This is a genomic window from Euryarchaeota archaeon, assembly GCA_016207515.1.
Taxonomy (GTDB): domain Archaea; phylum Thermoplasmatota; class SW-10-69-26; order JACQPN01; family JACQPN01; genus JACQPN01.
Genome location: JACQPN010000025.1, coordinates 192,343 through 216,976, shown reverse-complemented (window position 1 = coordinate 216,976; position 24,634 = coordinate 192,343). Strand labels below are relative to the sequence as shown.

The following is a 24,634-nucleotide window of genomic DNA, read 5'->3' as shown; positions in this document are numbered from 1 at the left end:
TCCCTATCGCACACTCTCCGACATGGCCGTGGACGTCTTAAGCCGTTGGTGAGGCGTGCCTGAGACGTCTTGAAAGAGCCGCTCGTAGGAGTCTATTGCGGTGTTCTTGGAGAAGGATCCGTCCGCCTCGAGGCGGCCGCGCCTTCCCATCTCCGTGCGCATCGTCGCGTCCTTCTCAAGCGAAAGAAGGGCTTCGGCAAGTCCCTTTGCGTCCCCGGGTTCGAGGCATATGCCACATCCAGCCGATTGGACGAGGTTCCAGACATCGCTCCCAGGATCCGCCGCCAGGACGATCGGCCGCCCGCTGGCCATTATCTCGTACGTCTTCGACGGCAACGAATCGCTTGACGCGCCCCGCTTGTAGAGTGAAAGGTGCACGTCCATGGCGGCGCGCATTTCGGGCAACCGTTCGCGGGGTTGGAATGGGAGGAAAAGTATGTTACGAAGACCAAGGCGCCCGGCTTCGGCCACGAGCCCTGGTTTCGAAATCCCCTCTCCGACTATGACGAACCGCATTTCCGACAGGCCTTCGACCGCCTTTGCGGCCTTGAGGAGGGTCTCGAGCTCGGAGGCGTAACCGAGGTTGCCGGCGTAACCCACGGCGAACCTTCCGTCGAGCCCATGTTCGGTCGAGAATGCGTTGATGCGCGCAAGGGGCCGGATGAAGCGGGTGTCAACGAAATTCGGGACCACCACTACCCGTCCAGAAGGCACTCCTTTCCTCTCGATGTTGGTCTTGAACGACGGGGCGATCACCGTGATCCGCGAGGCCCTGTCGTACATGAACCGTTCGAGGCGGCGAAGCAAGGTGATGGTGCCCCGGCCGCGGACCATGCCCATCCGGATGGGAACATCCGGGTAGAGGTCTTGTACGTTGTATATCCAGGGTGCGCCGAACCGTGACGCGGCCAACCACGCGGTGAGTCCCACGAAGAAGGAGCCGTTCGGCGCGAACACGGCATCGTATGGGCCTTTCGCCGTCAACGAAGCCCAGAGGGCGAACAGGTTGAACGTGAGGTAGTTGAGGATACGCCGGGTCCGCTTCTCCTTCCCGCCGCGAGCGTGCACGTATACGCGGATGATATCGACGCCTTTCTCGTTGGTTCGATAAGAGAAACGGCCTCGCCACTCTGGCTCCGTCTCGAAGCGCGCATAATGGGGAACGGCCGTGACGACGGTCACGGCGTGCCCTCGTTCCACTAGGCCTTCTGCAACTTGAGCGACAAGGTTCCCGGTGGGGTTCGCGTCCGGCGGGTAATGGTTGTTGATGAAAAGCAGGCGCATTGGACGGGCCTTCAAGTTCTCTTTTCCAGGACGCGGTTCCCGAGCGCCAGGACGTCCATCTTTGTGCGCAGGAAACAATCCAGCGCCTCCTCCGGCCTGTGCACGATCGGTTCGTTCTCGTTGAATGAGGTGTTCAAGAGTACCGGCACACCGGTGCGCTTCTCAAAGTGCTTCAGTAAGAGCCAATAGCGGGGATTGGCGGCCCGGTCCACGGTCTGGAGCCGCCCCGATTCGTCGACGTGTGTCACGGCCGGGATGATCGTCCTTTTGTCCGCACGGACGGGGTAGACTTGGATCATGAAAGGATCCGGGACGGCGTCCACGAAGAAGTCGCTAAGAGATTCCTTCAGGATCGATGGTGCGAACGGTCGGAACCTCTCCCGGAACTTGATCTTCGTGTTGATGATCTCGCGCATGTCCGCTCTTCGTGGATCCGCGAGGATGCTCCTGTTCCCAAGGGCGCGCGCGCCCCATTCCATGCGGCCCTGGAACCAGCCGACGATGGCGCCCTCTGATATCCGGCCGGCCACATACGAGCAAAGCGCCTCCTCTTCGGGGAATTCCTTGAAAGTGCAATGTTGGCCCAGGAGGTCAGTCTCCCGCGCTTTGATGGCTGCCCCGTGGGAAGCGTCGTCGAACGAGGGCCCCCAATAGGAATGGTGCATCACGAACCGCGGTCCGGTTCCGCCCTTCATGTTATGGACGTAGAGCGCTGCGCCAAGCGAAGTGCCGGCGTCGCCGGCCGCGGGTTGGATGAAGACCTCTTTGAAATCGGTCCTTTCACGGATCTTGCCGTTCGCGACGCTGTTCATCGCGCATCCTCCGGCAAAGGCGAGCCTCGACATCCGCGTACGTTCCGCCAAGCCATTGAGCACGTGCGCCTGCGCCTCCTCGAACACGACTTGCAAGGAAGCGGCGAGGTCCTCGTGCTTCTTTGCCACGGCCTCCTTGGGATCTCGTCGTTTTCCGAGGAGCTCCTCCATCCTCTTCGAGTAGACGGCGCCCATCGTGGGCTCACCTTCGTCCCACGTCATGTTCACGCCGCCCGTGTGGTGGCGGAAGTAGGACAGATCCAATTCGAAGCGACCCTTCGGCCGGAGGCGGAGGAGCTTTCGGATCTTTTCGGCGTGTTCCGGCGAGCCGTACGGGGCAAGGCCCATGACCTTGTACTCATCGCCGTACTTCGTGAAGCCGAGGAATTGCGTGATCGCGAGATAGAGCATCCCAAGAGAGTGGGGGAAATGCACACGATCGACCACGTCGAGGCGGGGCCCGCGTCCAACGGCGTACGAAGTGCTGACGAAATCCCCGAAGCCGTCTATTGCGCAGACCGCTGCCTCCTCGAACGGTGATGCATAGTAGGCGCTGGCGAGATGCGCCGGATGGTGTTCGACCCAATGGGTCCGGCTTGACACGCTTTTTGAGTCGAGCCCAAGCGTCTCCGCCACCCGACCGGGAACGTTCCTAATGCGGCCGGAGTTTCGGGCGCGGTCACCCACGAGCCTTGGGCTGGGGAGCCGCGACGCGACGAACAATGCCTTGCGCAGGAGGTGGGCGTTGGGGTCTCGCGCGATAGCGAAATCCGTGACCGCGGCAGGAGAAACGCCTCCGATCTCCAGACACCTCTTGATCGACTCACTCGGGAACCCTGCCCAATGCTTGATGCGGCGGAACCGCTCCTCCTCGACGGCTGCCACCAGTTGGCCGTCAACGACCAGCGCGGCTGAAGAGTCGCCGTGGAATGCGGAGATGCCGAGGATGACGCGCTTCATGGGGGATTCTCCTTCTAGTCACGGGCTTGGATTCACACGCGCCGCGGCGGCTCGTCCTTGAGGCCGAGTCCGGGTCGGGGGGCGCCACGGGCCCTGAAAAGGTCGCACTCAGGCTTGAAAAACACAGACGTACAATGGGGGGTCCAAACGCCCGGCGCGAACCCGTGGAAGTCGACGCGGCCCCAGCCCGCGTCATCAATAGCATCGAGCATCCGGTACTTCCCTTCCCCCCGGGGGTCCCACGGGTAATCCGTGTCGTCGACCACTATCAAGCCGGTCGGTTTCGTCACGGTAAGCGCGGTCTCGACGCACTCGAACCTAGGGCCGCCGTCGACAATCGTGATGTCGAAAGGGCCACCATTTGCCAGATTTGGGAACGAGCCGGTATCCGCGGCGATGCGAATCTCGACATTCGGGAGTGCGGCCAAATCGCGCCTTAAGAGTTTCTCCCAGGATGGATCGTCCTCAATCGTCGTGACCCTTGCAGCGCGGTGCGCCCACCAAATGGTGGATTGGCCGCCGCCGAATTCCAGGATGGCAAGCGGGGCCGTTTCGAGGCCCGCCAAGAACGCCGTCGCACCATAGGTGTACCATGGAATTGGGTCATGGGCCGCATTTTCCGCGCGCCCGACGAGGGCGCTATGCGCATGTCCGGTTTCCAGCGCGAACCGCACGGGCGTGAGGACGGCGCTGAGGATCCGGTTTGCCAGGCCGCGTCGCCGTTGCGCCGGCGTTCTCAATCCGCGGTACTTCGGCCAATTCGCCGTCGTGACTGCCATATCTTCACATCCACCATGAACCTGAACCAGAGTCCCTGCATGAAGTGGAAGATCAATCCTTCTCGCCCATCAACAAACCCGAGCCTCAGGAAGTAACGGTAGAACCAGTAAAGGAAGGCCCGAAGGAAAAGCGGTGCCCGATCATAGAGCCGTGAACGCAGCCACCGTTTCCTTTCGACGGGCGTGCCGCTCGCCCGCGCTTGGACGGTCCTAGGTTGGTCGGCCCGCGCGCGGTATTCATCGGCCTCAAGCGTGGCCCAGCGGAGGTGTCGCGCGACGAACCGGTCAATGTCGCTTGTCAGGACGTCCACGTAATCGTTCTTGAGTCGTCCGACATCGCCATCCACGACGAAGTGTTGATCGTAGCCGCGGTCCTCGCACCGGCCTGCACCACGTTTGTACAGGCGCAGATGGAAAGAAGGGTAATGTCCGCCGTGGCGGATCCAGCGGCCCATGAAGATGGTGCGTTTACAAAGCAGATACGCGGCCGTTTCGGCGCGGGGTTTCTCCAAGATGGAGTTGATCTCCTCCACGAGTTGCGGTGTCAGCCGCTCGTCCGCGTCCAGGTGCAGCAACCACGGGTTTTCAAGCGCCACGTTGTCTTGCGCCCAATTGCGCTGGGCGGCATAATTTTCGAAGGGATGGCTTACGACCGAGGCGCCCGCCTTTTCGGCAAGCGCCACGGTGGAGTCCCGGCTTCCCGAATCGACGACGAATACGTCGCACTCGAGCCCTTCTAGGCTGTGAAGACAGGCCGGGAGCAACCGTTCCTCGTCCTGCGTCAAGACGATGACGCCGAGGGGTGTGGAGGATCGCCCCATCACTGGTTACCCTCCAGCATCGCCTCGTTCTTGGAAAGCCACGCCCCAAGGGCCACGACCGCCCAGACCCGGGACCATGCGGCACTATCGGGTTGTCGCTCGAACCGTTGGACCAATCGGTCCACAGAGGTCGAATCGACGAGTTTGGCGTCTTTGACCACCCTGACGTTCCTGTCCATCGTGGCGGAAAGCGGTCCTTGGAGCCATCTGCTGATCGGAAGCGTGAAACCGCGCTTTGGCCGCCGAAGCTGTTCCGGCGAATAAAACTCGCGGCACGCCTCTCGCAGAAGGAATTTCGCCGGTTTTCCGCGCGGCATGAAAGAAGGTCCCGGCAGGCCGCAGGCCCATTCCACCAATTCCCGGTCAAGTAGCGGTACGCGAATCTCCAGGGAGTTCGCCATTCCGAAGACGTCCCCGTCCCGAAGCAGCGTGTTTCTCATGTAGTAGGAGCATTCGAGCATCCGGACAGCGGCCTGCGCATCCCTTGGCAGGGTCGCAGGCGGTCCACTTTCCGGCGTCGGTTGGTAATCATCGTCGAGTCCGAGACGGCTCGGGGTCGTTACGAGTTCGCCCATCTCGGAATCCGACATGAGTCGGCGGTAGTGGAGGTAGAGCCCGCGCACTTCGGCGCCGTTCATGCCGATGTCGGCGGCCTTGCGCCTCGCCACCTCGCTTCTCATCCCGCCGACGAATGCGAGCGCCTGGGATCGCACGCGTTGCGGGACAGCCGCAGTAAGTGCCATGCCACGGTTCCAACTGGGGACGTCCCTGAACGAGCTGTAGCCTCCGAAGACCTCGTCGCCGCCTTGGCCGGATAGAGCCACCTTGATGCCCCCTTCATGGACGGCCTTGGAGACAAGGTACGAGTTCGCACCGTCCATGCTCGGTTGGTCCATCGAGTCAAGAGCCTTTTCGATCCATTTGCAGGCCGTCGCGGACGTGATGGGCTTCTCGTGGTGATCTGTTCCGAGACGGGTCGCCGTCTCGCGAGCGATCACGCCTTCGTCGAACGTCTCTTCGTCGGGGAAAGTCACGGTGAAGGTGTTCACGCTAGTCTTCGAGGCCTTGGCGGCAAGGCCCGCGACGGCGGTCGAGTCGAGTCCTGAGCTCAAGAACACGCCCACTGGGACGTCGCTCATGAGGTGGCGGCCGACGGCCGCTTCAAGGAGGCGACGGGCCTCAATGACGTTTTCTTGAATCGACGAGTGCCCTAGAACGGGCGATGGGAAATCCCAATACCTGTGGGGTCCGTGAATGCCCCCGTCATTACCGACGGCGAGCCAGGTGGCCGGCGGGAGGCACCGGACGCCTTCAAGGATCGTAAGGGGTTCCTGGACCGATCCGTAGGCCAGGAATGAAGCGAGGCCGGCGCGACTGATTGTGGGCCGAACGAGGCCGCTGGCGGTCATGGCCTTGACTTCGGAGGCGAAAACAAATTGGCCTCCGGTCGTGGAAGAATAGTACAGCGGTTTGATGCCTAGGGGATCGCGGGCCAGGGTCAGCCGGTGTTTGTCCGGGTCCCAGATCGCAAGGGCGAACATTCCCGAAAACCTGGAGAACGCGTCCGGGCCCCAACGTTCGAATGCCTGTAGCGCGACCTCCGTATCGCTCGTGCCTGTAAACGATGCTCCGGCCGCTTCGAGCTCTGACCGGATTTGGGGTGCATTGTAAAGTTCGCCATTGTAGACCATCGTGGCGCCGCTCTTTCCCACCATGGGTTGGTCGCCGGTCTTGGAGAGATCCACGATCGCCAGTCGCCGGTTCCCGATGCAAGCGGCCGGATTCTCCGCCACGATCGCCGCGCCGGAACCGTCGGGACCGCGGTGGACCTGCGCAGCCAGCATCCGGGACGTCGCCTCCGAGGCTTCGCCGCGCCGGATATTCCCGATCACACCGCAGATTCCGCACATCTTAGGTCCCTGAGCCTAGGCTATGGTTTTCCTGTCGCGCGTCGAGAGTGCATAGAGGCTGTCCGCCAGTCCCATCAGCGGCGGAGCCAACTTGCTGAGCGATTTCAGCGTCTCGGAAACGCGCACGACCGCGCGATGTTCTGGTCGAAGTAGGTCGAGGTCGGTCGTCTGCGGGTTCAGGGTGAAGAATCCATCGATCATTATGCGGGTCTTTCCTATTGCCTTACCGAAGACGGCCCTCATCTCGCCGGCCGTCCAATAACGGACCCCAAAGCCAGTGGCCTCCTTGAAGCCCTGGCGCGCCTGATGCAAGACGTTTCGCACTCCGTAGCGGTTCGGCAGTTGCACGAGGGACGTCCCTCCCGGCCGAAGCACCCGGCCCATGTCTTGAAGGGCATTTGTCGCGTCTTTCTTCGAAAAATGCTGCAAGACACTGTAGGAGAAGCACGTGTCGAAGCTGGCGTCGCGAAATGGCAGGGCCCTTCCGTCGCCGACCACAAATCGTGGAGAAACGCCCAATTGCTTCGCGACGCGGTTGGCGGCCATTACGGCGGGAAGCGACGGGTCGAGTCCTATGGCGGCATATCCTTGGCGTTCGGCCGCGACACACCAGCGGCCCCAATTTGACCCGATCTCCAGAAAGGTCTTCCCCTGCCCGGGCTCGAGCGGGAGTCGAGGGATGGGATAACGCTTGAGCCGCCCGATCAATGGGCGGTACATGTACCCGTTGGTGGCCGCGATCTCCTTTTGGACGAACGGGTCGATTTCGCCGGGTGAGAGCAGGCGATCGATCGTTTGGTCCTCGTTCTTTTCCCGTTTCCATTCGTCGGCCAGCGCGAGCGACGTCGTGATCGTTGAATGGGTCGGTTCGGTTTCGCCGATGAGCATCACTGGAACGCCGGCCACCACGGGGTACCGATGGTCCTTGCTGCACGCCAAGGAATCCTTGTCGAGCGTCACGTCGAGGCGGTCGCGCGGGCAGACTAGGAGCCTCTCGAACCATTCGTGATCCTCTGCATCGATCATCGCGCCACGACCACCTCCGTGGGGGTTCGTTCCCGTTTTTCGCCGGACAGAAGCCGCTCATAGGCCGAGTGCATCGCCCGGGCGACCTTCGGCCATGCGAGGCGCTCCGTCGCCAGGCGGCGCCCACCGGCCGACAGGGCGCTTGCGACCGGTAGGTCCGAAAGGACATCCGTGATTCCATTCGCGAGCGCGTCCGGGTCCCACGCCACGACACGGGCGGCGGCGTACTCGTTGAGCAATCCGAAACAGATGTTTTCCGTGATCACAAGCGGCGTGCCGAGGGCAAGCGCCTCGTTCATCGCGACGGAATGCGCCTCGTGGAGCGAAGTGAGGAGGAAGGTGTCTGCATCGACGATCGCCTCCATCGCCTGGACCGTGGAAAGCGGGCCGGTGAAACACACGTGGTCCGCGATTCCGAGTTCCTGCGACAATGTCTCGAGGCCGCGTCGTTCGCCTCCATCGGGGCCCGCGAAGACGAGCACCACGTCGCCGCGCGTCCTTAGGACACGTTGGAGCGCCATCAATTGGAGATCGAGCCCTTTGCTCCAGTGGAGTCGGCCGAGGAAAAGCAGCATCCGCCTTTGCGCCACCTGGGGGAAGGCGGCGCGGAAGCCGCCTTTGGCGGGGATGGTGGTGGGCAGATCGATGCCATTTGGGACCACGAACGTCTCGGTGTGGTCACCCACGCTCGTTTTCGAGTCTGCCGCCTCGTACTCGTTGAAGAAATGGATGGCGCGTGCCCGTCGTACAGTCGATTTTTCCAAGAGTTCGAAGTACGCCGCCTTCACGAACCCGTTTCTGCGCCTCGATGCCGTCTGAAGCATCCCGCGCGGGGAGATGACGTATGGTACTCCCGCTCGCGAGGATTCCCTCGCGGCCAACGTGATCGCGGGCCCCCACAGGCTGTGAAGGTGGATGAGATCGTAGTCCTTGGCCGATGCACGTAAGGCGTCGCGGAAATCTCGCGTCGGCATCTCGCGTGTTCTCCATGCGGGCGCAAACCAACGTACGTCAAAGCCGTTCCCGGAATCCGGGACGGTTGTCGCCGAGCCGGGCGCGCGGAACGTCCAAAGGTCGATCTCGGCTCCCGCGCCTTCGAGCGCGGAACATAGCGCCGGGACACTTCGCGCCGGCCCTCCCGTACGCGGGTCGAGACATGGAACTACGTGAAGGACCTTCATCTCGTTCACAGAACTCGTCGTAACAAGAAGTCGCCGAATCCCCCTGTGCCTTTCCGGCCCCGAACGCCGGTCGCGATTGCCGCGGCCTTCCAGAACCCGTCCGAGTATCGTGGAAGGTCCCAATCGGCAATGATCTTCGAGGACGCCTTTCCCATATCGGGCCACCGCTTGCGCTCATCGGACATGCGGTCTAGCGCCTCGCGTATCGCCACGGGATCGCGCGGGTCGAATCTTAGACCATTCACGCCGTCTGAAACCAGATCCTCCGCACAACCGCAGGGGTCTGACACCATGACCGGCAGGCCAGCGGCCATCGCCTCGTTCACCGCGAGGCCCCATGGTTCCGCAAGACTCGGTTGGATGTAGACGTCGGCACGATGGTACTCCTCGACCAACGCATCCTCGTCGACTCGGCCCGTCAACCGGATCTTCTCGGTCATTCCGAGTTCGCGTATCTTTGCCTCGATTGCCGGTCGTGTTGGTCCTTCACCCGTGATGGTCCACGTCCAATCGGCTTTGGCACGGTGAAGGGCCTCGATGACGGCAGGCACATTCTTCCGATCGATGAGTCGTAGGCAACTTAGTAATCTCGGTCGACGGTCTGGGTCTTGCCCCTGCGAATCACTTGCAGATCGGCTCGCGAACCGGGAATTGTCGACCACATCGCAACCGGTCACGCACCTGTCGCGCGGGACGCCAAGCGTCTCCATGTAGCGAACATGGGGCGAGCCGGCGACGAATGCAGCGTCGAAACGGGCGAGGATCGTGCGCCGGTAGAGCGACTTGCGGATGCCTTGGCTTGCATCCATGGGTTGGCTGTCCGAAATGATTACTCGCGGCGTTCGTGTCTTCATCGCCCATGATAGGCCCGCGCGAGCCTCGTCAAATGCCCAGCCTGGAATGAAAACGACGTCTGGCTTCATTCGGCCAAGCTCGTGCTGGAGCGCCTCCCGCTTCTCGTTTCCCCGTAGTTGCCAATAATCGGCCTCCGGGAAGAGCGTCCTTCTGTCGAAGCCGCTCCGTCCCGATGTCGCGTTGGTCCAGCCGTAGTCACTTTGAGACCCCGCTATCTCGATGCCTGTCAGCTCATCGCCGGAAGCCTCGCCCGACCGGGCGGCCTGCCTCAACTGCGCCTCGTGGTAGGGCCCGAACTTGGCGCACAGGACGGCGACTTTCATTGCAGGGCACCGCCGGTCGCCGCTTTCCGGCCGACTATCGCCATGCCCCGGGCGGGTCGCCGGGAAATGCCCTCGACGCTCGCGGCCTCAAGCGACGAAACGACATCGGCCTCGCTCTGGACGAACTCGTAGGCCGGGGCATACGTGTCGAACGTGTCGAGGACGGTCCAATGCCACTGTTCGCGAATACTCAGGCGCCTCCAGTAGTGGCGCGCAGATATGGGAAAACACTTGACGACGGTCTGTCCGCCGGGTAGAAGCGAGATGACGAGGGTGATCGGAAAGAAGATCGCGGTCAGGAAAAGGCTCAAGATGTAGTTGGCTCGGGGAGGCAACCGGCGTGTGATGGGACGAAGGTACGTCCGGGCCATCAAGAAACGCGTCCATCGGCGTTCGTAGATCCAGTAAGCGATCTCACCGCCTGGTCTCAGATAGATGGGGAGCGTTCGCATGGCTTTGGCGGGGTCGGGCGTGTGCTGGAGCACGCCGAGGGAGAATAGTTTGTCAAACACGCCGCGCCGGAATGGCAAGGCGTAGATGGAGGCCTGGATGCAATCCACCTGCAGGCCGAGTTCCTTCGTGTTCCGTGCACATGCCTCGATGGCTCTGGCGGTCAAATCGACCGCCACGACCATTGCGCCCCAAGAGGCGGCGATCGCCGTGAACCGACCGGCGCCACAGCCGGCGTCCAGTACGAGCCTGCGTTGGAGATCGTTTTCATCCCATCCAGTCTCGGCCCGGAATCGTTTCTCCGATTCCTTGGTGCGGTTGAAAGCGTCGATCTGGGTCCGGTTGAATTTTTCCCACTGGATACCAAAATTCGATGCGTAGTCATCTCCGCCTACGACGAAACGAGGGATTCCGTGAACTATCGGGTATGTCTGGTTACATCCTTGGCAGTTCAGCTGACCGCTCTCTATTTCGCCGGTCTTTTCCTGCCTGGTCGAAATCGAAAGGCCGGCGTCGCATTTTGGGCACGCAAGGATTTCGATCAGTTCCGGTCGCAAGTTGGTCTCCTATTTGGGTGGGCGTCACGTTGTTTCGGGAGCGGTGGCGCCGACCGCAGCGTTTATCGATGGGGCCCTGGTCGGGATGGGGTACGTGAGGAGGATCGTCGCCAGGAACCCGTACGCGAAGTACCCGAAATATACCGGCGCGTAAAGGCGGAAGGACGCTATCACGAATGCCATCAGCATGACGAGCGAGACCGCCATGCAACGCTGCCGTTGGAGGTCGAGCGATCGAAGCAACCGCTCGGCGAATACCATGAGAAACCCAAGCCACAGCGCGATGAACACGATTCCCAGTATCCCCCAACTCATGTAGTACTGGCCTATGATCGACGGTGTGACGTTGTAGCCTGGATCACCTTGGGTGTATTGAGAATTGAAATATTGCCACGTCTCCACGATTGGTTTGTCGGCCCAGAACATCCTCGGGATCCAATGCAACGCGAAGTAGTGGATGGTGGGTTCGAGGAAATAGGGGTGCTGACTGGGCACCAGGTACTCGGCGAAGAGGAGCGCGCTGAACTGGTCCACGCTTGAAAGCTTCCCCAGTTCGTTCGGCACGTATGTGCCGATCTTGTCCCAACCGTATTGTCGGTAGGCGAACTGCGCCTGGAAAAGCAATAGCACCACGACGGCGGCTGCGATGACTGTGAGCGCCCGCTTGCGGGTCATGGCCCGAAACGACAGTAGCCCAAGCGCGAGGGCGGGCAGCAAGACAAACAATAGGATGTGCCTTGCCCCACCGAATATCGCGATCATGATGCCAAGACCCGCGAGCCCTAACCAGGGTGGGCGCCTCGCAGGTTTCGAAACGACCGCTTCGGCGAACACGAGCGCCATGCCAAACATGCCGAAGGGGTACAGGTAACGACCCCAATCACCTTGGGCCATCGCCTCGTCGTGGCTCCGGGATTCTATCAGGTCCGTCACGCCTTCGATCACATCGAAGCGATACCCCGCTAGCCACGGGAGGATCGCAAGCGCCACCAGCGCAATCTTGAGGTTCCGCTTGCTGTCTGAAAGAGAGTCAACGCGCGCCCGCACGAATCCACCAACGCGACCAAGGTCAGGTCGGTAAGAGTATCCGGCGAGAAGCATGACCTGGAAAAGGGCCACATAGAAAAGGCCCGTGGAGACCAGCGTCCCCGGATATTGGGATCCGATGAGGATCGTGGGGCCGCCACGAGGCGTGGCGAAAGGCAACGCCTCATACGCCATGGTGAGGGCGTCAATCCAAAAAAAGAGGAACACGGAGGCCATGAGCAGCGTTTTTCCGAGGGAACGCGTGTGTAACGCCTCGATCCCACACGAGATCACCAAGGCTATCGATAGGCCGGCCAGAATCGTGACGGCGGTCCGCATCTCGACGTCGGTCGTCGTCGGTGCAAGTGATGCGAGTATCAGCATCAGGATGCAGAGCGCCCACTGCGCGTGGGCGACGCGCGGCGGCTCTTTTGACAATTGGTCCTCGCTCATACTATGTCCACGACTTTTCGAATTCTTGCGCGGCACGTTTCCATGCGTAGTGATGTCGGAGACGGCGTGCTTCTTGCCGCATGCGGGTATATCTCGAGGCGTCCACGATCAAGGGTTCGATGGCATCCGCGAGGCCATCGGGCGTCACGTCTCGTTCCACGAGGATCCCGGCGCCGGCTGGAATCGCGTCCGGTATCCCACCTACGGCCGTGCCGAGCACTGGGACTCCTAGCCTCAAAGATTCAAGGGTCGAGATGCCGAGGCCCTCCGCGTAAGAGGGGAGACAGCCCAGGTCGAAACCTGACACTTCGCGCACGAAGCGTTCCATTTCCCCTCGTTTGTCGATGAAGCCAAAAGATCTTAACAGTCGATGTTTCCGGAGATCGGCGGGGACCTCGCCGATGACGCGTACTTCAACCCCATGGCCTCGTTTGGCCAGTAGCTCGGCCGCTCCGACAAGTCGCCTCAATCCCTTTCGTTCCGGGTGTTTTCCCGTGAAACCGAGGCGGAACGGGCGCTTCGCGAGATCGGCCTCGACCGGGGAGCCGTCGATGCCGGCGGTAAGACGCTCCACGACACTCTCGTCCAGATTTGCGCCCGGGAGTACGACTTTGACCTTGGCACCTTCTATGCCACAGCCATGTCGAACGGCGTCGGCGGCCCAACGCGACATGCAAACGACACGATGTGCGCCCGAGTAGGCTTGGCGTTCGGATTCGAGCGCCTCTTGTCGGATGCGTCGGCCGATCCGCGAGCCCTCGCCGTACTCGTCGAACAGTGGCTTCAAGGGCATGTCGATGTAATGTCCATAGCGCACGTCGGCGTCTTTCGCCAGGCGCGGCGGTGGAAAAAGCTGGAAATGACTGACCAATTCGTTTCCTTCGATTTGGGTGCCGGCGGCCCGATACAGCTTCTCAAGGCACGAGGGCGAGTATTGGAAGCCGCCCGGTCGGTCGCCGGAAAGGACACGGCCCGCGTTCCAGGCGAATCGTCGCCATTTGACGCGCTCCAGATGGAGGTTGAGCGCCGAACTGGCGAAGCCAATCTCGTGGGCCGCCTTGAAGAAGTGGTACGGGATGCCGCTCCAGGCCGCTGGATCGCCAGCATTGCCGAGGACCGCAATTGCCCGCCCCTGCGACGCCTTCGGGGCCGTCTCGTCTGATCGCGATTCAAGCGCCGTTGATGCCAAGCAGGGCCTCGTATTTGCGGGTCGTGATCTTTGCGTCGTAGTTCGCCAACGCGAACTCGCGCGCTCGTTTTCCCAATTCCATGCGTCGTTCCTCATCCTTCCAAAGGGCGATCATGGCCGCGGCCATCGCCTGGGGATCGCGCGGGGGCACCAAGACTCCGCATTCGCCGTTACCAAGGACTTCGCGGCATGGGCCGATGTCCGTGGCGACGATGGGAAGGCCTGCGGCCATGGCTTCGGTTATCGCCACGCCAAATCCTTCGTCCTCACTGGTCGCGAATGCGAAGATGTCCCATTGCGGGAGAAGTGCCTTCGCATCTCTCACGTCTCCAAGCAGGTCGACGCTCTCTCGCAGGCCGAATTTAGCGAGAAGCCTCTCGATCTCGGTGCGCGTGGGCCCGTCCCCGACAAGGACAAGACGCGCGGTGGGCACGGCCATTGCCACGTGCGCAAAGGCCCTAATCAGATTTTCGTGATCCTTGATTGGATCCATCCTGGCAATCGTCCCTATCAAGGGTCCGGCTCGGTGGGCAGCAGCTATCGATTGTGACGCGTTTGGAGCCGATCGGGGCAAAAGATCAAGGCCGTTGGGGATCAAGGCGTCATCGCGTCCGGCGCCGTAGAGGGTCCTGATCTCGCGACGGACGTGCATGGACGGTGCCACTTCCACGACGCCGAACGCGCGTGCGATGCGCGCGGCCTTGCGCGCCACCACGAGGCGCGACCGTTCGGGTCGGGCGTTTTGGATCGTGACGACGACCTTTCTCACGAGAGCTATCCGGGCCGCGACGGAAACGAGCGCGTGCAAGCCGAATGCGTGACAGAGTACCGCACTGGCCCGGAGTCTAAGGAGGAGATAAGCCAGGCGAAGGATGAACGACGCTCTTCTTCCAGGCCGGTATTCACAAAAATGAACCTGCGCGATAGCGCGGAAATCGCTTTCGAGACGTCCCTTCGGGGAGGTGAGGAACACGACATGGGGTTCCACTCGTCGGGAATCGTGGTTCTTGATGATTGCCAGTGCATGGGTCTCAACACCGCCGATGTTCGGCGCACCGAGGACGTGAACGATCCGCGACTTTCTCACAGAATCCCATTTTGCGCTGGCGGTTCCGGGTTCGATGCCGGGCCCTGTCGATGGGCCGGCGGCCTCCACCTTCAATGGGGCCCCTCTGATCGTGCGCGTTTCAACGCGTCGTGGCGTAAGTGCGGCCCCGGCGCACGACCCCCTTGCCTCGGTGCGGTCATTCGGTCGCGGCCTCTTGCGTGATTTCGCGCCTACGCGGGGCCTCTTGGCCGAGGAGGTGTTGGTACGCGCGTTCAATCTCGGTTGCGACATGCGCCATAGTGGGTGGCGCGGGGACCGTAGCCCTCAGCTCTGCCAAAGCTTCATGGTCGGTGGCTAGAGTGTCGAGGATTCTCGCAAGCGCCGCGTGGTCCCCAGGAGGAAAGAGGAGGCCGCCGTTTCGTTCGCTTACGAGTTCTTCGATGCCACCAAGCCTCGACCCGATTACCGGAATGCCCACGGACCACGACTCAAGGACGGTTAGTGGGCCCGTTTCAAGCCATGTGGACGGGACGACGCATACGTCGGCCGTCGACGTGATCCCGATGAGAGCTTGGCGCTCCATGGGGCCTGCGAAAAAGATTCGCTTGTCGCCTGCCGCAAGTCGGCGCATTGCGTCGAGCATTGCATCCTGGTCGGGCGAGCCGCCGCCCGCGATTACGACTCGTATCCCCAGACCTCTCGGAAGAGACTTGACGGCGCGCACAAGCACGTCAACACCCTTCACTTTGGTAATGCGCCCCATGTAAAGGACGCGTAGTCCCCTTTCCATCGATCCATTCTGCCAGAGGCTCTCGTCCGGCGTAACGGTCGGATCGGAGGGGTTGCCCGTGGACGTAAGGAACACATTGGATTCCGGGACGCCGTTGGTCAGCACCAGATCGCGGACCCAGCGGGCGTACACGTGCATGAGATCGATCGATGACGTCATCTCTTGCCACGCTGAAGCGAACCTCTTTGTCATTTCGCGCGCCGAGAAAAGTCGTCCCGCCTGGCCCGGCAACAAACGCGCGACGCCCGAAAGATCGACCTCGCTCGCGAGGCGCGCGATCGGCGCCGGCGCCCCATTGGATTCCAGCCTGCACGACGTGCATCGTTTTTCCAGGATCTCGCCGTCGCATGGCGTCTTGCCGCGGAGAAGAAGACTACGTTGAAGACACGATTGGCCAGGGCTATGATAGGTCATGACGACCTTGGCGCCCCGCTTCTTCGCCAATTCGATGTGCGTCAGAGATGCGCTGAACCCAAAATCGTGTAGGTGCACGATGTCGGGCTGGAAGGAATCGAGGAGTTCGCCGTAACCGGGGGTTGCTTTCGGACGGCAGGCGTACACGTCAGCCCGTTCCACGTCCGGAAGAGATGCAAGTGCGTGCACCTGGACGCCATCCATCTCGTAGATTCCCGGGTCGGGTCGCCCGTAGCACACGTGGAAGGCCACACGGACGTCGTGGCCTCGCTTCACCAGGTTGGTGGCGAGGCCATGTGTAAAGTTCTCTCGCCCTCCGACCGAGTGGGGCAAGTAGTCGCTAGGGAGCATCAGGATCTTCGTTCTAAGTTCCCCCGTTTTCCATCATCGAGGCGTAAAGGCGCTCGTAGTTTGTGACCAGGGCATCGACTGAGAAGGCGGTTTCAGCCCGGTGGCGGCAGGCGCTTCGATCGATCTTGTCGATCATTCCCACGGCTTGGACCATCTCGCGCTCCGATTCGCAGATGAATCCCTCCACGCCGTGCGTGATTATCTCCGGTACGGCTCCCCGTTTGGAGGCGATAACGGGGGTGCCATGCGCGAGCGCTTCGACGACGACGCGGCCGAAGGGCTCGTCCCATTCGATAGGGAAGAGCAGCGCCTTCGCTTTTGCGAGTAGGGTCTCCTTTCTGTCGTTGTCGACTTCGCCCAAGTACTCAATCTGCCCGTCCTTAAGGTGAGGCGCGATCTCGCTTTCGAAATACCCCGCGCTTTGCGGATCCGGATTTGCCTTTCCCACGATGAGAAGTCTTTCGCCGGTGGCCTTGGCCAGCTTGATCGCGGTGTGCGCTCCCTTGTCGCGAGAAAGTCTGCCGAGGAAAAGCAGGTATTGGGCCCCCCCCTGGTCCTTGGTAGCGGAACCGCCGTTCGTCTCGATTCCGTTGTGTATCGTGATCCAGCGGCCAACGTTCCGTACGTGTCTCGATTGGGCGTCGCTGATACTGACGAACGCGAGGTTTCGGCCGCCAAGACGCCGGAAGTGTTCGACGTCCTTGCCGATTATCGGGTTGTGGAACGTGACGACCTTAGCCATCCGTGGCCTCAACGCGGCCGGTTCGAAGTAGTCGGCGCGCCCGTGCCAGTGGAGAACGTCATAGTGCGGCAACATTCCGGCAAGGCGGGCCCAAAAGGCCGCCTTCGCCCACGCGCGTTGGGCCTTTGATCCCTTCTGTTGCTCGGAGTAGGTAACGAGGCGACACGGGACTTTCGAGCCGGTGCCCGCCATTAGCGTGACATCATGTCCGCGCGCGTGGAGTCCCGACACAAGTTGTGCGACCTCGCGCTCGATTCCGCCGTAACGCGGCGGGGGGACGGGGATGAGACTCGATGTGACGACGAGGATCTTGAGGCGCTTTGCGGCCACGGGAGCGGCGACTTCGAGGTTCGTCATCTTGCCTCCAGCATGGATCGATACAGCGCCTCGTAGCGGTCTACCATATGATCGACCGTGAACCGCGTCTCCACGGTCCGACGGCACGCCCGCCGGTCGATGCTTTCGACCCGCTTTACGGCCTCCACCATTCCCTCGAAATCATCGCAGATGAAACCGTCCACGCCGTCCGTGATGACCTCGGGCACAGCGCCCCGGCGAAAGGCGATTACGGGCGTGCCGCAGGCGAGAGCTTCGAGCATGACGAGCCCGAAGGGTTCTTCCCATTCAATCGGAAAAAGAAGTGCTTTGGCCCCCGATAAGATTTCGTTCTTCTTGGCGTCGTCAACTTCCCCGACATAGACGATTTGTCTCCCGTCAATCTGGGGTCTGATCTCATTTTCCCAGTAGGGCAAGCTCCGGCTATCGGGATGATCCACGACGTTGCCTGCGACCACTAGTTTGTTACCCGTCGCTTTGGCGACTCGGATCGCCGTATGGACGCCCTTTGGTCGCCATATGCGCCCAAGGAAGGCAAGGTGGGCGCTTTGGTCTGTTGCATGGGCTGGTCGGTACAGCCGCGAATCCACGGCATATGGCATGGCTTGCCATTGCCCGAACCCGCTCACACCCCGGATGTGGTTCCGGCTCAAGCCGGTGAACCACAGATGCCGACGCGCCCGCTTGGAAAGGCGGCCAATATCTTCCCTCGCAAGCGGTCCGTGAAAGGACAAGGCGGTCGGCGTGGCAGTGAACGCCTTCGGATCGAGGTAGTCGGGGCGATGATGTGAATTTACGACATCTGCGTCCAAGGAAAGGTGCCGGAGCGCCCGTTTGAACGATTTCTTCAGTGACCAGCGGACCAAGGGGTTTTCGTTGGCATTGCCCTGGCGATAGACGTGGACGGGGACGGGCGCCTGCGCGTCCTTGCCGGCCATCACGCGGACCTCGTGACCACGAGCATGGAGTCCGCTTAATAGCCACCAAACGCACCGTTCGACCCCCCCGTACCCGATAGGAGGTAGTCGATGATCTGGCGAGGCGATAAGTACAATCTTCATGATGTTGATGCGCTTGAACCCCGTCCAAGAAGTCGTTCCATGTTGTTGCTTGCCAAGTGTCGTTCGCGAACCAAGGTTGCGCACTTCTTGCTCAAGGTTGTCCGCGCATTGGTATCCAACGACAGGGCGTCCAGAAGAATGGATGCCAACGCTGCGTTCTCAAGACCAGTACAAATGAACGGAAGCTCATTGTCCCGGTAATAGGTCGACACTGCCGACCCACGTGGTGCGTGTGCAACAGTAGGGACTCCGGCGGCTATGTAGTCAACGAGCCTAGACGGAAGAAGGAACGGAAGCCCCGGGTGGCCCGGATCAAACTCCGTTGGTAAGAAGCAAATGGAAGATCTGGCGGCCTCTCGAAGAAGCGTCTCCTCGTCGGGAATCCAACCGAGTAGTTGCAAACGGTCTTTCCGGAACCCGAGGCTCACGAGTTGATCCGCGGTCGCAAAGCCAGCGACCCGAACCCTTACGGGGCCAAGTTTTCTCTCAACGTCGGGTAGGGCCCGAGCCAAGAGCGAGAGGCTTGGGAGATCATATGGATGAATGCTGCCCGACAGGAAGACGCTCGGAGGGTCTTGGCCGTTCGGGAGTCGAGTCGACGATTGGAGGGCATTGAACGTGCTATCCCTAACCACGTGCGGTGAAACGCCAAATTCAAGGCCGAAAATGTTCGAATAGTGTCTTGCTAGGTTTGCGGTTTGGGTGAAACGAAGGGCCGAATTCTTCACAAGGGAAGAGAAGGAATTTCGAACCAGCTGCCGTGTCCAGGGATTCTTGTAGAGGGCGGTGGACCACAGCACGTCGCATCCCATACTCAAAGTTGATGGGATTTCTGGCAGGCGCTCCACCAGTCGGGACGCGTACACTACCGAATCGTGGTCGGAATCAATGAAAATGAGAATTCGTGGCGACCCGATCCGCCGAAGATAATGCGCAAGTTCCTTTGGCGTCGGATAAGCCAATCTATGCTGGAGTTGCACGTGCCTCAGGAATCGGTGGACGGGCGCCACCACGGGATTCCCGGATAGATTCAGGAACACATATCCGCGCGACACCTTCAGCCACTCGGAAGGTCTCAGCGGAGGCGGGACGCGGGCCGACTGCGTGCATGCAACGATCTCAGGCCGCTCTGGAAAATCCGACAGAAGCCCGTAAACATGGCCTGCCAGGCCACTCCCGTCCCACGGGGGCCACCCCTCGCAAAAGACGGCAAAACTACCCGTTCCGTTCATCGAGCTCACCCTTGGTAACAAGAAATCTTGTCAATCGTTACGGGCGCAGAGGAAAACCAACCGCTCTGCTTCCCGTTGAGGGATGTGCACCGCAGTGTCGTTGAAGTTTCCGGTCTCAAGACGTTCGTCGACGGCGGTCACGCTCAATCCCGCCCGGGCTAGGCGATTCGTGATGTCCGGTCCGTAAAGTCGCACGTGCGTCTCGGAGCCAAATTGGGCCAACCGGTCCTTGGGATCCATGTGTTCGGCACCGTCCATGGTCTGCTTCGCAAAAATCGGAACGGCCACGACTGCGATGCCAGAAGGCCTCAAGACCCGTCGTATCTCTTTCATGGCCTTGATATCCTCCGTGACGTGCTCTAGTACGTGCGAACACACGATAAAGTCGCGGGACTGGTCGGGTAGTTGCATCGAGGTGATATCAAGTTGCACCATTTCACGCGTCCACGGCTGAATATCGGCCGCAGTGTAGCGCCCTTTGTGCACATCCCTGAGCACGCGAGCCAATGCTTCCTCGGGCGCAATGTGAAGAACGTCGGCGGGGCGTTGCATGAGGTTGGTTCGTCTCTCCATGACATGCATCATGAATCGATGTCTCGGGAGAGAATAACACCGCGGGCACACAGAATTGGGGTGCACACCATCCCAGACCACTTCTCCGTCGATGGAAAAACGTTCGTACTGTGGGAGGAAGCTTCGGAACCTTCCGCGGCATATCGGGCACCGGAACCGGTTGCCTTTCATCGACGCAGCGCGGATTTCTCGCTTGACTGCACGCAACGGTCCAAGAACCGACGCGCCGAGGGATCTTGAGATCATGAATCTACATCCAGACGAGCGGGCATGTTGTGTTCCTCGCCATGAGACTAGGAATCGCGCTCGCTGAGAATCGGGTCCTTGACGGGCCACCAGATTTTCAGCGCCGGGTCGTTCCACTTGATGGTGAACTGGCCATTCCTGTTGTAGTACGTGTTTTGCTTGTAGTGGAATATGGCCCGATCGCTCATGACAACGTGACCGTTAGCAAATCTTGGCGGAATGAGCAATTGCAATCGGTTCTCGTCGGAGAGGGTGAATGCTTCCCATTTGCGGTATTGGGGGTGGGTCGGGTCGTTATTCGTAACTACTTGGTAGATTTTTCCGTACAGGCAGCTGATAAGCTTCCAGGTCTCGTTGTCCCCATGCAATCCTCGAAGCACATGTCGAGTGGAAGTGGAAATGTCGTCTTGCACGAAGTTCACGTGGATCCCAAATTGTCGATACAATTGCTCGTTGTATATTTCCACATACGAGCCGCGAAAATCGTGGAATACGGTCGGGGGCGTGATCATCAGGACTCCATCCAGTTTGGTTTTTACAACTTCCATAGCACATCTCCCGTGAATCGTCTCATCAAATTGGGTCGTCCGTGGCCGTCATCGGAAGCCAAAGTTGACTGGGGCCGAATGCGGATGAAGAAAGCTCGTTCCCCACTACCGTGGTCTCCAAACGAGCAGAGAGTAGGCCTCGTGGAAAAGACTTCCAAATTGGAACCTGCGCACTTCCAATATCTCGGCCTGCCCTTGGCTTTCCAGACGACGGATAGCAGGCAGGAAACCTTCTAGGTATCCTCGCATATGGTGATACTTGATGGCCATCTGATCGAACGAATGATCCGGCTCGTACAGTTCGACCAGTGGCTCCAGGTGGACGCAGATATCGGGTTCATGCCCGATAAGAAAATCGATGAATTTCCGATGCTGGGCTCCCACTTGTTCCAGCGCCGCCAGCGTGAATATCGCGGTGCCTTTCCCCATCACGATGGTATCGTCTGGATCAAAGAAATCGAAGAGACGACCACGGAGGTGCAGACCTTGGGCCTTGCCGACGGCATTAACAAGATTCACCGCGGATTGGGCCCAATCGAGCCCAACGAGTTCCTTTTCCGGGAAAACCTTGGCAAGATCAACGAGGTTTCGGCCGGTGCCACATCCGAACTCGAAGACTCTTGAGGCGTCGCGTAAGTATGCATGATAGATCCATCGACGAAACGCTGCGACCAGACGTATTTCGAAATCAGGATCCGGGACACCGGCGTAGTCGCCGCGCCAACGGATTACGTTTGTGGGGTGGAAATAACGCGGTCTCAGCGCGCTCTCAATTTCGTCGCCGCCAGAGTACGCCTGGAGATTTTCGCCCCACCCGCGTTCCCAATCGTCCTTTCGGCTCGCGTTCGACTTCGGTAGGGCGTCTTTACGAAGAACGTCTCTCACGCGATCCATCGTGGCGTGTCGCAGGCTTTCATCAGGTCTCTGGTAAAGGAGCGGGGTGGCATTGATGAGGTCTACCACGTCAGGCGGAATCTCACTAGGGCTGCGTCCCACTGCAAGGGCAAATTCTTTGACGTCTATGCGTCGGTGGGATCGGTCCTTTGCCGGCGTCGACACATCGTCGACATGGGAAGTCCGTTCCTGGTCGTTGATAGCCATCAGCCTCCACCAGCGGCGGCTAGTAGGCCCTTACCGGCTTTCCAGTCTGCCAAAACCAACGCACCGAGATACTGAAACACGTCAAATTCACCCGACGCCACACGATTCTTTAGTTCCGGTAGAGTAGCAAGAATGACTTGGATGCCGCGCTCTGGTTCATGGTGGCCCGTAGGCGAGGCATCCTCCGCCACGAAAACGTGTTGCTTGGAGCCATTACGACTCGTGAGTGCTTTGTACCGGCCCAGGTACGTGTAGGTTCGAGCGGTGTAACCTGTCTCTTCAAGAAGTTCACGGGCCGCGGCGTCTTCCGGCATCTCATCGGCATTCATTTGCCCGCTCGGAAATTCCAATGTCGATTCGCGCACGGCGGGTCGGAATTGCTTCACGAGGACAACCTCGCGCCTGCGGGTCAAAGCAAGCACGATCACCCCCGGCGGGGCGCGGATAGTATAGTACGGTTCGCTCCCAAGTTCTGGGTGTTCCGGAAAAGATTCCTCGAGGATCTGGAACCATTTGGTTTCGAATACTGTTCGCGCTGTATGCATGCTGTCAACCGCTTCCTGGCCTGGAGGCACAAGGTTCAATTGTCATCCGCATTTCTTCGCCGCCGGCCACCAACGAAAAACGTATTGTTGTCATAGATTCTTTCGATTTGCTCGAGTTCTTTCGGAGACAATGCGGGAAGGCCGCCCGCGGCGACGTTCTCATGAACTTCCTTTGCAGTCAACATACCTGGGATTACGCTGGCGACGGCCGGGTCCGAAATGCAGTAGAGTAGGGCTAGTTGTGTGATGGAGCACCCACGGGCATTGGCGATTTCTTCGAATTTCTTTGGCGCCTCTGCCCAGATGCGGATTTGATCTCTTGGCCAAAATGAACGATGGTCGTCATTGGGGAAGGTAGCGTTCGGACCGTAGCGACCGGTCAGGAAGCCGAATGCTAGCGGTGTCCGGGCGATTAGCCCTACGCCAGCTTGACAAGCTGCTTCAAACAGCCCGCTCCTTCTCGACCTTTGGTCAATAAGGTTCAGGTTGATCTCCATGACGTCCAGATCGGTCTTTGCGATTGCGAGAGCGGCGTCTTCGGGCGAACGCGCCGAAATCCCAAATGCCGTTATTTTTCCATGATCTTTGAGGTCGCGCATGGTATCGAGTATCGCGGGTTCTTTGACCAATAGGTCCACAGGTGGGCTGTGGAGCATGTAGATATCGAGGTGGTCCGTCCCCAGACGGTTGAGGCTGGCGTCAAGAGATTTGAGTATGTGGGCGGGCGTGAACAACTGGTGGCCATCGTGCGATAGGTATCCTGTCTTCGATGAAATCACAATCTCATCGCGGACGTCCCCAAGCGCTTCCCCGATCAGCCTTTCGCTTCGCCCATCTCCGTAAAGGTCTGCCGTGTCGTAGAAGATGATTCCGTTTTCGAAACCTAGGCGAAGGGACGCCCGTGATTCTTCATCATCAACCGGTCCGTAGGAGTCGCCCATGCCCCAGGTCCCGAATCCGACCTCCGAAACCTTAAGACCACTCTTTCCAACGTCGCGTGTCCTCATCTCAATCTCCCCGTCGCGACCTCGGGGCGAACGAACAACTTGCTCCCCTTGCGAATGTTGGCTGGATTTCGTTCGCTTGTCTCCACGTACCAGCGCACGGTGTTCTCCAAGGCGGTCCGATATGCAGTGTACTTGAAGTCGCTAAGCCTGACGAATCGGGAATTGTCGGTGCTCTTCCTCGAAACGCCCGCGGGTTTGCTCGTGTCGAACTCTAGACGTTCGCGGGAGATCCCGTACATGTCGGCCAGCATTTCGGCGATTTCCCGAACTGAATGTTCCTCTGTCGTACCTATGTGCAGAATTTGAGGTTCATCGTAGTGCTCTAGGCACCACATATAGGCGCGGGCAATGTCCTTCCCGTACGTGACTTCGCGAAGCGGCGAGCCGTCACCCCACATTACGATTGCCTTATCCCCTCCGCGATTCTCGTAAAACCTCCTTATGAGTGTTGGCGTCAGGGTAGCGTCATCGTAATTGAAATTGTCGTGCTCCCCAAATATCCCGTTCGGGACAACGCCGATCAAGTTCATGCCGAATTCTGATCGCCAAGCACGAATCATCGGATCGACCAAGCGCTTAGCGAATGCGTAGCTATAGTTGGACGAATGGGGGGGGCCATCGTGGATGTAATCCTCCTTTATTGGCAATGGCGCATTGGGAGAGTACATCCCTGTCGACAGAGACATGACGGTTTTTTCTATTTCGTATTTCCGAGCCGCCTCGACGACGTTGACATTCATGAGGACGTTGTCGCGAAGGAGGGTAGCCGGGTGTTTTGTGCTAAGGCCGATTCCACCAGAGATTGCGGCCATGTGTAAAACCGCGTCGGGTCTCAGCCTTGCGAAAAGGGTGTCCACGGCCTGCGGGTCCGTCAGGTCGCAATCGCGGGATGCGAGGAAGGTGAATTCATTTTCCTCATATTCCTTGGCAATGGCTTTCAGTCCGCTGCCCGCAACGCCGGACGCCCCAGTCACCAGGATTTTCTTGAATCGGGTCATTTTCTTTCCTCGGGAG

Annotated in this window: 21 protein-coding genes; all 21 read right to left on the bottom strand. The window is 60.0% G+C overall.

Annotation, left to right across the window (positions count from 1 at the left end; translation table 11 throughout):
* Positions 1 to 3: 3 nt before the first annotated feature.
* The 21 genes from HY556_11660 to HY556_11560 all read right to left on the bottom strand — a co-directional run bounded on the left by HY556_11660 (position 4) and on the right by HY556_11560 (position 24,618).
* Positions 4 to 1,299: a glycosyltransferase family 4 protein gene (locus HY556_11660; protein ID MBI4394431.1), complete on the bottom strand. Its 1,296-nt coding sequence runs from the start codon at positions 1,297 to 1,299 to the stop codon at positions 4 to 6.
* On the bottom strand, positions 1,296 to 3,056 hold the full coding sequence (locus tag HY556_11655) for a carbamoyltransferase (GenBank protein ID MBI4394430.1): 1,761 nt from the start codon (positions 3,054 to 3,056) through the stop codon (positions 1,296 to 1,298). Before HY556_11655 ends, HY556_11660 begins: the two co-directional genes overlap by 4 nt.
* A 32-nt stretch (positions 3,057 to 3,088) precedes the next feature.
* Positions 3,089 to 3,835 (bottom strand): class I SAM-dependent methyltransferase, encoded by a 747-nt coding sequence (locus tag HY556_11650; protein ID MBI4394429.1) that lies wholly within the window; start codon positions 3,833 to 3,835, stop codon positions 3,089 to 3,091.
* Positions 3,793 to 4,656 carry a glycosyltransferase family 2 protein gene (locus HY556_11645; GenBank protein MBI4394428.1) on the bottom strand — a complete coding sequence of 288 codons (864 nt, stop codon included), beginning with the start codon at positions 4,654 to 4,656 and terminating at the stop codon, positions 3,793 to 3,795. Before HY556_11645 ends, HY556_11650 begins: the two co-directional genes overlap by 43 nt.
* Positions 4,656 to 6,566, bottom strand: a complete 1,911-nt coding sequence (asnB, locus tag HY556_11640) for an asparagine synthase (glutamine-hydrolyzing) (protein MBI4394427.1) — start codon at positions 6,564 to 6,566, stop codon at positions 4,656 to 4,658. The genes HY556_11645 and asnB overlap by 1 nt, the downstream gene beginning before the upstream one ends.
* A 15-nt stretch (positions 6,567 to 6,581) precedes the next feature.
* Complete coding sequence (locus HY556_11635) at positions 6,582 to 7,592, bottom strand: methyltransferase domain-containing protein (protein ID MBI4394426.1); 1,011 nt, start codon at positions 7,590 to 7,592, stop codon at positions 6,582 to 6,584.
* Positions 7,589 to 8,773, bottom strand: coding sequence for a glycosyltransferase (locus HY556_11630; GenBank protein ID MBI4394425.1), 1,185 nt, complete (start codon positions 8,771 to 8,773; stop codon positions 7,589 to 7,591). Before HY556_11630 ends, HY556_11635 begins: the two co-directional genes overlap by 4 nt.
* Before the next feature lie 5 nt (positions 8,774 to 8,778).
* Entirely contained in the window at positions 8,779 to 9,951 is a 1,173-nt protein-coding gene (locus HY556_11625; protein MBI4394424.1) for a glycosyltransferase family 4 protein, read from the bottom strand.
* Complete coding sequence (locus HY556_11620) at positions 9,948 to 10,958, bottom strand: methyltransferase domain-containing protein (GenBank protein ID MBI4394423.1); 1,011 nt, start codon at positions 10,956 to 10,958, stop codon at positions 9,948 to 9,950. The genes HY556_11625 and HY556_11620 overlap by 4 nt, the downstream gene beginning before the upstream one ends.
* Positions 10,959 to 10,982: 24 nt before the next feature.
* Positions 10,983 to 12,437, bottom strand: a complete 1,455-nt coding sequence (locus tag HY556_11615) for an oligosaccharide repeat unit polymerase (GenBank protein ID MBI4394422.1) — start codon at positions 12,435 to 12,437, stop codon at positions 10,983 to 10,985.
* Position 12,438: 1 nt separating this feature from the next.
* A complete protein-coding gene (locus tag HY556_11610; GenBank protein ID MBI4394421.1) occupies positions 12,439 to 13,626 on the bottom strand; it encodes a glycosyltransferase family 4 protein in 1,188 nt (395 codons plus the stop codon).
* Complete coding sequence (locus HY556_11605; protein ID MBI4394420.1) at positions 13,607 to 14,788, bottom strand: glycosyltransferase; 1,182 nt, start codon at positions 14,786 to 14,788, stop codon at positions 13,607 to 13,609. The genes HY556_11610 and HY556_11605 overlap by 20 nt, the downstream gene beginning before the upstream one ends.
* An 82-nt stretch (positions 14,789 to 14,870) precedes the next feature.
* A complete protein-coding gene (locus tag HY556_11600; GenBank protein MBI4394419.1) occupies positions 14,871 to 16,229 on the bottom strand; it encodes a glycosyltransferase in 1,359 nt (452 codons plus the stop codon).
* A 13-nt stretch (positions 16,230 to 16,242) separates the two neighbouring features.
* On the bottom strand, positions 16,243 to 17,328 hold the full coding sequence (locus HY556_11595) for a glycosyltransferase family 4 protein (protein ID MBI4394418.1): 1,086 nt from the start codon (positions 17,326 to 17,328) through the stop codon (positions 16,243 to 16,245).
* Complete coding sequence (locus HY556_11590) at positions 17,325 to 18,368, bottom strand: glycosyltransferase family 4 protein (protein ID MBI4394417.1); 1,044 nt, start codon at positions 18,366 to 18,368, stop codon at positions 17,325 to 17,327. Before HY556_11590 ends, HY556_11595 begins: the two co-directional genes overlap by 4 nt.
* Before the next feature lie 1,262 nt (positions 18,369 to 19,630).
* Entirely contained in the window at positions 19,631 to 20,152 is a 522-nt protein-coding gene (locus tag HY556_11585) for a methyltransferase domain-containing protein (GenBank protein ID MBI4394416.1), read from the bottom strand.
* A gap of 314 nt (positions 20,153 to 20,466) precedes the next feature.
* A complete protein-coding gene (locus HY556_11580; GenBank protein MBI4394415.1) occupies positions 20,467 to 20,967 on the bottom strand; it encodes a dTDP-4-dehydrorhamnose 3,5-epimerase family protein in 501 nt (166 codons plus the stop codon).
* A 105-nt stretch (positions 20,968 to 21,072) separates the two neighbouring features.
* Complete coding sequence (locus tag HY556_11575) at positions 21,073 to 21,861, bottom strand: hypothetical protein (protein ID MBI4394414.1); 789 nt, start codon at positions 21,859 to 21,861, stop codon at positions 21,073 to 21,075.
* A gap of 206 nt (positions 21,862 to 22,067) precedes the next feature.
* Positions 22,068 to 22,613 (bottom strand): NUDIX hydrolase, encoded by a 546-nt coding sequence (locus HY556_11570; GenBank protein MBI4394413.1) that lies wholly within the window; start codon positions 22,611 to 22,613, stop codon positions 22,068 to 22,070.
* Positions 22,614 to 22,648: 35 nt separating this feature from the next.
* Positions 22,649 to 23,620, bottom strand: coding sequence for an aldo/keto reductase (locus tag HY556_11565; GenBank protein MBI4394412.1), 972 nt, complete (start codon positions 23,618 to 23,620; stop codon positions 22,649 to 22,651).
* Complete coding sequence (locus HY556_11560; GenBank protein ID MBI4394411.1) at positions 23,617 to 24,618, bottom strand: NAD-dependent epimerase/dehydratase family protein; 1,002 nt, start codon at positions 24,616 to 24,618, stop codon at positions 23,617 to 23,619. Before HY556_11560 ends, HY556_11565 begins: the two co-directional genes overlap by 4 nt.
* Positions 24,619 to 24,634: the final 16 nt, after the last annotated feature.

Excerpts from the sequence above, each read along its gene's own strand:
- HY556_11655 (MBI4394430.1), bottom strand. The coding sequence starts at position 3,056 with ATGAAGCGCGTCATCCTCGGCATCTCCGCATTCCACGGCGACTCTTCA.
- HY556_11650 (MBI4394429.1), bottom strand. The coding sequence starts at position 3,835 with ATGGCAGTCACGACGGCGAATTGGCCGAAGTACCGCGGATTGAGAACG.
- HY556_11645 (MBI4394428.1), bottom strand. The coding sequence starts at position 4,656 with ATGGGGCGATCCTCCACACCCCTCGGCGTCATCGTCTTGACGCAGGAC.
- asnB (MBI4394427.1), bottom strand. The coding sequence starts at position 6,566 with ATGTGCGGAATCTGCGGTGTGATCGGGAATATCCGGCGCGGCGAAGCC.
- HY556_11635 (MBI4394426.1), bottom strand. The coding sequence starts at position 7,592 with ATGATCGATGCAGAGGATCACGAATGGTTCGAGAGGCTCCTAGTCTGC.
- HY556_11630 (MBI4394425.1), bottom strand. The coding sequence starts at position 8,773 with ATGAAGGTCCTTCACGTAGTTCCATGTCTCGACCCGCGTACGGGAGGG.
- HY556_11625 (MBI4394424.1), bottom strand. The coding sequence starts at position 9,951 with ATGAAAGTCGCCGTCCTGTGCGCCAAGTTCGGGCCCTACCACGAGGCG.
- HY556_11615 (MBI4394422.1), bottom strand. The coding sequence starts at position 12,437 with ATGAGCGAGGACCAATTGTCAAAAGAGCCGCCGCGCGTCGCCCACGCG.
- HY556_11600 (MBI4394419.1), bottom strand. The coding sequence starts at position 16,229 with ATGCTCCCTAGCGACTACTTGCCCCACTCGGTCGGAGGGCGAGAGAAC.
- HY556_11595 (MBI4394418.1), bottom strand. The coding sequence starts at position 17,328 with ATGACGAACCTCGAAGTCGCCGCTCCCGTGGCCGCAAAGCGCCTCAAG.
- HY556_11590 (MBI4394417.1), bottom strand. The coding sequence starts at position 18,368 with ATGAAGATTGTACTTATCGCCTCGCCAGATCATCGACTACCTCCTATC.
- HY556_11585 (MBI4394416.1), bottom strand. The coding sequence starts at position 20,152 with ATGCAACGCCCCGCCGACGTTCTTCACATTGCGCCCGAGGAAGCATTG.
- HY556_11580 (MBI4394415.1), bottom strand. The coding sequence starts at position 20,967 with ATGGAAGTTGTAAAAACCAAACTGGATGGAGTCCTGATGATCACGCCC.
- HY556_11575 (MBI4394414.1), bottom strand. The coding sequence starts at position 21,861 with ATGGATCGCGTGAGAGACGTTCTTCGTAAAGACGCCCTACCGAAGTCG.
- HY556_11570 (MBI4394413.1), bottom strand. The coding sequence starts at position 22,613 with ATGCATACAGCGCGAACAGTATTCGAAACCAAATGGTTCCAGATCCTC.
- HY556_11565 (MBI4394412.1), bottom strand. The coding sequence starts at position 23,620 with ATGAGGACACGCGACGTTGGAAAGAGTGGTCTTAAGGTTTCGGAGGTC.
- HY556_11560 (MBI4394411.1), bottom strand. The coding sequence starts at position 24,618 with ATGACCCGATTCAAGAAAATCCTGGTGACTGGGGCGTCCGGCGTTGCG.